The sequence below is a fragment of the Streptomyces sp. KLMMK genome, assembly GCF_036961605.1.
GTDB classification, from domain to species: domain Bacteria; phylum Actinomycetota; class Actinomycetes; order Streptomycetales; family Streptomycetaceae; genus Streptomyces; species Streptomyces telluris.
Map to the genome: position 1 here is coordinate 1 of NZ_JBAMDC010000407.1, position 5,649 is coordinate 5,649.

The 5,649-nt window shown below is 72.4% G+C and carries 7 protein-coding genes; 4 read left to right on the top strand and 3 right to left on the bottom strand.

The features are described 5' to 3' along the window. Positions 1-1,325: MFS transporter (locus V7793_RS32270; protein ID WP_336013258.1), on the bottom strand; the 1,325-nt coding region annotated here is incomplete at its 3' end. A 109-nt stretch (positions 1,326-1,434) separates the two neighbouring features. Between V7793_RS32270 and V7793_RS32275 the strand changes: the two genes are divergently transcribed. Then, positions 1,435-2,067 (top strand): TetR/AcrR family transcriptional regulator, encoded by a 633-nt coding sequence (locus V7793_RS32275; protein ID WP_336013259.1) that lies wholly within the window; start codon positions 1,435-1,437, stop codon positions 2,065-2,067. 31 nt (positions 2,068-2,098) lie between these two features. Here V7793_RS32275 and V7793_RS32280 read toward each other — a convergent pair whose 3' ends face one another. Further along, positions 2,099-2,719, bottom strand: coding sequence for a TetR/AcrR family transcriptional regulator (locus V7793_RS32280; protein WP_336013260.1), 621 nt, complete (start codon positions 2,717-2,719; stop codon positions 2,099-2,101). 94 nt (positions 2,720-2,813) lie between these two features. Here V7793_RS32280 and V7793_RS32285 point away from each other — a divergent pair, with 94 nt between their 5' ends. The 3 genes from V7793_RS32285 to V7793_RS32295 all read left to right on the top strand — a co-directional run bounded on the left by V7793_RS32285 (position 2,814) and on the right by V7793_RS32295 (position 5,342). Further along, on the top strand, positions 2,814-3,689 hold the full coding sequence (locus tag V7793_RS32285) for an NAD(P)-dependent oxidoreductase (RefSeq protein ID WP_336013261.1): 876 nt from the start codon (positions 2,814-2,816) through the stop codon (positions 3,687-3,689). Between the two features lie 212 nt (positions 3,690-3,901). Next, a complete protein-coding gene (locus tag V7793_RS32290; protein WP_336013262.1) occupies positions 3,902-5,116 on the top strand; it encodes a cytochrome P450 in 1,215 nt (404 codons plus the stop codon). 22 nt (positions 5,117-5,138) lie between these two features. Then, on the top strand, positions 5,139-5,342 hold the full coding sequence (locus V7793_RS32295) for a ferredoxin (protein ID WP_336013263.1): 204 nt from the start codon (positions 5,139-5,141) through the stop codon (positions 5,340-5,342). Positions 5,343-5,367: 25 nt separating this feature from the next. Here the strand turns inward: V7793_RS32295 and V7793_RS32300 are convergent. Further along, positions 5,368-5,649, bottom strand: a 282-nt coding sequence (locus V7793_RS32300) for a PucR family transcriptional regulator (protein WP_336013264.1), incomplete at its 5' end; no start/stop codon positions are given.

A 5,649-nucleotide genomic window follows, 5' to 3' on the forward strand; every position in this document is an offset into this window, starting at 1 on the left:
CCGTGCGGCAGGTCCGCGGGCAGGCCGTCCGCCATGTCGCGGCGGTAGACGGCCACGCCCACGCTGCCGAAGAGCGCCATGCCCAGGGCACCGCCCAGCTCCTGGCCGGTCTCCAGCAGGGAGGCCGCGCTGCCCGCCTTTTCCGGCGGGGCGCTGCCGAGCGCCATGTCGTTGACCAGGGCCATGACCACGACGATGCCGGAGGCGATGACCGCGGAGCCGGCCAGCGTCAGGGCCAGGGAGTCCGTTCCGACCCCCGCGAGCAGCCCGTAGCCGGCGGCCGCGACCGCGAAACCGGCCGCCATGACGTAGGCCTTGGGCGCCCGCTGCCCGGCCGCGCCGGCGAGCGGGGCGACGCAGCCGACCGCCACGGAGGGGATGACGCCCCACAGCGCCGCCTCCAGCGGGCCCTTGCCGAGCACGGACTGCAGGTACTGCGTGGTGAAGTAGGCGGAGCCCATCATGCCGAACGTGGCCAGCGTGTTGATCCCGACGCCCGCCCCGAAGGCGCGCCGGCGGAACAGCTCGCGGCTGATCATCGCGTCGTCCCGGCCGCGCTGGCGCCGTACGAACGCGGCGCCGATCAGCAGGCCGGCGGCCACGCACGCCGCGGGCGCCGCGGCGAACCCCTCCGCGGCGATCTCCTTGACCCCGTAGATCACCGGGATCACGGCGCCGATCGACAGCGGCACGCTCAGCACGTCGAACCGGCCCGGGCGCGGGTCCCTGGACTCCGGGACGAGCAGCGGCGCGAGCACCAGCAGCAGCACCATCGCGGGGACGTTGACGAGGAACGCCGAGCCCCACCAGAAGTGCTCCAGCAGCAGCCCGCCGAGCACCGAACCGAGCGCGATGCCGCCCGCCATGGCGCCCGACCAGATGCCGATCGCCTTGCTGCGCTGCTTGTCGTCGTGGAACAGGTTGCGCACCAGCGCCATGGTCGAGGGCATCAGGGTGGCCCCGCCCACGCCCAGCACGGCGCGCGCGGCTATCAGCATCTCCGCGCTCTGCGCGTACGCGGCGAAGACCGACGCGACGCCGAAGGCGCACGCCCCGGCCAGCAGCAGCCTGCGGCGGCCGATGCGGTCCCCGAGCGCCCCCATGGTCATCAGCAGCCCGGCGAGCGCGAAGGCGTAGCTGTCGAAGATCCACAGTTGCTGGGTGCCGGTCGGCTCCAGCTCCCGGCCGATGGCCGGCATGGCGAAGAACAGGACGGAGACGTCCATCGAGACCAGGAGGAGGGGCAGCAGGAGGACGACGAAGGCCGTCCATTCCTTGCGGCCCGCGAGAGTGCGGACGGGCGGGGTCGCCAGTGGGGTCGTCATGGGCAGCGAATATACGCACGTCTTAAACGCTTGTCTATGACGCTTGTATAAGACGAGCGTCTCGTACGCTCGTCTAGGACATGTGTATGGCCGCGGCTAGGCTGCTGACATGGGACATCGCGAAGATCTGCTCGAAGGCGCCAAGCGCTGCCTGCTCGAGAAGGGCTGGACGCGCACCACCGCGCGCGACATCGTGGCCGCCTCGGGGGCCAACCTCGCCTCCATCGGCTATCACTACGGCTCGAAGGAGGCGCTGATGATGGAGGCTTTCCTGCAGCTGACCGCCGACTGGGCCGACGAGGCGGCACCCGCCATCGCCTCCGCGGCGGACCCGGAGGCGCCGCGCGAGGAGCGCCTCGCCGCCACGCTGGACGGGGTGATCGCGAGCTTCGCGAAGGACCGCGAGTTCTGGTCGGCGCAGCTGGAGGTGGTGGGCCAGCTGGTGAAGAACCCCGAGCTCAGGGCGAAGTTCGCCGAGGTGCAGCCCGGGGGGCGCGAGGGCATGGTGGCGCTCTTCGAGGGCGTCGACGACAGCGAGGTCGGCCCGGAGGCGACCCGCACGGCGGGTGCCTTCTACTACGCCATGTTCGTCGGCCTGTGGATGCAGTGGCTGATCGACCCCGCCGCGGCGCCGACCGGCAGGGAGATCGTCGAGGGTGCCCGGCGGGCGCTCGCGGGCACGGTGCTGGACGCGCCGGAGGGGGCGGACGGGGCGGACCGGGCGCACGGGGCGGAAGGCTGACGGACGCCGCCGGGCCCGCCCCGCGCCGGGCTCAGCGGCAGGAATCGATCAGGCGCGCCAGATGGCGCCCCGCGATCAGCAAGGGCTCCTCGCTGCGGGCGATCTGAGCCGTCAGCTCGGCGCCCTCCAGCGTATTGATCACCGTGTGCGCGAGCTCGTGGGCGTCCTGCGCGGCGAAGCCGGCGGCGAGGAGCCTGTCGCGCACCAGGCCCCGCCAGCGCTCGAACGCCTCGGCGGCCGCCGACCGGATGCCGGGCGCGTTTGCCGCGGCTCCCAGGGATGTGGCGGTGACGGGGCAGCCGTCCAGCCAGTCGGAGGCGCGCAGGTGGGCGGCGACGAGTGCGGCGGTGGCGGCCACCGCCTCGGCCGGGTCCGGCCGGCTCTCCAGCGCCGTGCGCAGTATGCCGGCGAACTCCCGGTCGCCGTGCCGTATCGCCTCGGTGGCGAGCTCCTGCTTGCCGCCGGGGAAGAAGTGGTAGACCGACCCGAGCGTGGCGTTCGCCTCCCGGGAGATCTGCTTGATGCCGGTGCCCTCGTAGCCCTGGCGCTGCATCAGCCGGGACGCCGCCCGGACGATCCGTTCGCGCGTGCCGAGGCCGGCGTCGGGTCCCGCGGCGGGTGCGTCGTGGTCCTGCTCCGGGGTCGTCTTCACCCTCCCGAGAATATAGGTAGAGCGTTCGCTCTAGAGGCGTGCTACGTTGATGCCGTCACTAGATAGAGCGTTCGTTCTAGAGGGGTGTGGATTCATGGTTTCCGCGGACAAGCGAGCAGTGACCGTCATCGGCCTCGGGCCCATGGGGCAGGCGATGGCGGGGGCGTACCTGGACGCCGGCTACGAGGTGACGGTCTGGAACCGCACCGCCGCCAAGGCCGACGCCCTGACCGCACGGGGCGCGCGCCGCGCGGTCGGCGTCGAGGAGGCGCTGGCCGCGAACGAGCTCGTGGTGCTCAGCCTGACCGACTACGACGCGATGTACGCGCTCCTGGAGCCCGCCGCGGGCTCCCTGGCCGGCCGGGTCCTGGTCAACCTCAGCTCGGACACCCCCGAGCGGGCCCGTGAGGCCGCCGCGTGGGCCGCCGGCCACGGGGCCGAGCACCTCACGGGCGGGGTGCAGGTGCCGCCCTCCGGCATCGGCAAGCCGGAGTCGTCCACCTTCTACAGCGGCCCCAAGGAGGTCTTCGAGGCGCACGAGGCCGCCCTGAAGGTGCTCACCGGAGCCGACTACCGCGGCACCGACCCCGGCCGGGCCGCGCTGTTCTACCAGATCCAGATGGACATGTTCTGGACCGCGATGCTCAGTTACCTGCACGCCACCGCGATCGCCGCCGCGAACGGCATCGCCGCGCAGGAGTTCCTGCCGTACGCGCAGTCCACGATGGCCTCGGTCCCGGGCTTCCTCGCGTTCTACGCCCCGCGCATCGACGCCGGGCGGCACGACGGCGACGTCGACAGGCTCTCCATGGGGGTGGCGAGCGTCGACCACGTCGTCCACACCGCCGAGGGCTCGGGGATCGACGCCGCGCTGCCGGCGACGGTCCGGGAGGTCTTCCGGCGCGGCGTGGAGCGCGGTCACGGGGGCGACAGCTTCACCCGTCTGCTGGAGGTCTTCAGGACGGGCTGAGCGCCTCCGGGGGGAGCCGGGCGGGCTGGGCCGAACGGGAGCGCGCCGAACGGGCCGAAGGCGGCAAAGGTGTGGTCACGGGCCGAATGCGGGAGCTTGTCGGGCGTTGTGCGCGATATGGCCGGATTGCTCGTAGCCCGAACCTCGAAAGAGGCTTGGACTGGATGAACCGGATGTAGAGGACAACAGTCCGAACGCCTGGAAGGAAGCACATGACCGACACCGGGATCCAGCCCACCACCTCATCGGCTCCCTCCTTCCCCAGCGACCGCACCTGCCCCTATCAGCCGCCCGCGAGGCACCAGGACCTGGCCGCCCGCGGCCCGCTGACGCGCGTCACCCTGTACGACGGGCGCGTGGTGTGGCTCGTGACGGGCCACACCGAGGCCCGTGCCCTGCTCACGGACCCCCGCGTCTCGTCCAACCGTCAGAATCCGGCCTTTCCCGTGCTCGCCCCGCGCGCCGAGAACCAGGCGTCGGTGGTGATCCCGCTCCTCGGCGTGGACGACCCCGAACACGCCCGGCAGCGCCGCATGCTGATCCCCCGCTTCAGTCTCAAGCGGGCCGCCGCCATGCGGCCCCGCATCCGGAGCATTGTCGACGGCCTCATCGACACCATGCTCGCCAAGGGCGACAGCGCGGAACTCGTCTCCGCGTACGCCCTGCCCGTGCCGTCCATGGTGATCTGCACCCTGCTCGGCGTCCCCTACGACGACCACGACTTCTTCGAGGCGTGCTCCCGGCGGATGCTGGCGGCGCCGACCGCCGCGGAGGCCACCGCCGCCCGTGACGACCTGCGCGACTACCTCCACCGGCTCGTGGACCGCAAGGAGGCCGAGCCCGGCGACGGCCTGCTCGACGAGCTCGTCGCCGACCGGCTCGCCGACGGCCAGGTCGACCGCGACGAACTGGTCATGATGGCACTGCTGTTGCTCGTCGCCGGCCATGAGACCACCTCCAACATGATTGCGCTCGGCGTGTACACCCTTCTCGAACACCCTGACGAGCTCGCCGCCCTGCGCGCCGACCCCGGCATGATGCCCGCCGCAGTGGAGGAGCTGCTGCGCTTCCTCTCCATCGCCGACGGCTTGATACGGGTCGCCACGGAGGACATCGAGATCGGCGGGCACACCGTGCGCACCGGCGACGGCGTCATGATCGGCACGTCCGTCGTCAACCGCGACGCCGCCGCCTACGCCGACCCCGACGCCCTGGACATCCGCCGTTCGGCCCGCCACCACGTCGCGTTCGGCTACGGCGTCCACCAGTGCCTGGGGCAGAACCTGGCCCGCGCCGAGATGGAGATCGCCCTGTCCGCGCTCTTCACCCGCATCCCGGGCCTGCGTCTCGCCGTTGCTCCCGGCGAGGTGTCCGTCAAGCCCGGCGACACCCTGCAAGGACTCTTCGCTCTCCCGGTCGCCTGGTGAGCCTGTCGAAACGGAATCCGCCATGAGTGCTCTTCGCGTCTCCATCGACTCCGGCGTCTGCATCGGCGCGGGCCAGTGCGTCCTGACCGCCCCGGGCGTCTTCGACCAGGACGAGGACGGCTTCGGCCTCGTCCGCCCGGGCCTTGAGGACGGCGGGGGGAACCCGCTCGTCAAGGAGGCGGCGCGCGCCTGTCCCGTCCAGGCCGTCACCGTGGAGGAGGACTAGCGGGCCCGGGGGCCGCCGGGGGCGGCTACAGGCGGGAGGCCTTCAGGGCCATGTGGAGCAGCAGCCGCCCCTCGCCCTCGTCCAGGTCCAGGCCGGTGAGCTGCTCCACGCGCGCCAGGCGGTAGTAGAGCGTCTGGCGGTGGATGCCCAGGGCCGCGGCCGTGCGGCCGGCCTGGCCCGCGCAGTCGAGGAACACCTCGGCGGTGCGGGCCAGTTCGGCGTGGGCGGGAGCCAGCAGGGGGCGGACCGAGGTGTCCTCGGCGGCCCCGGCCGGCAGGGCGGCCAGCACGCGGTACGGGCCGATGTC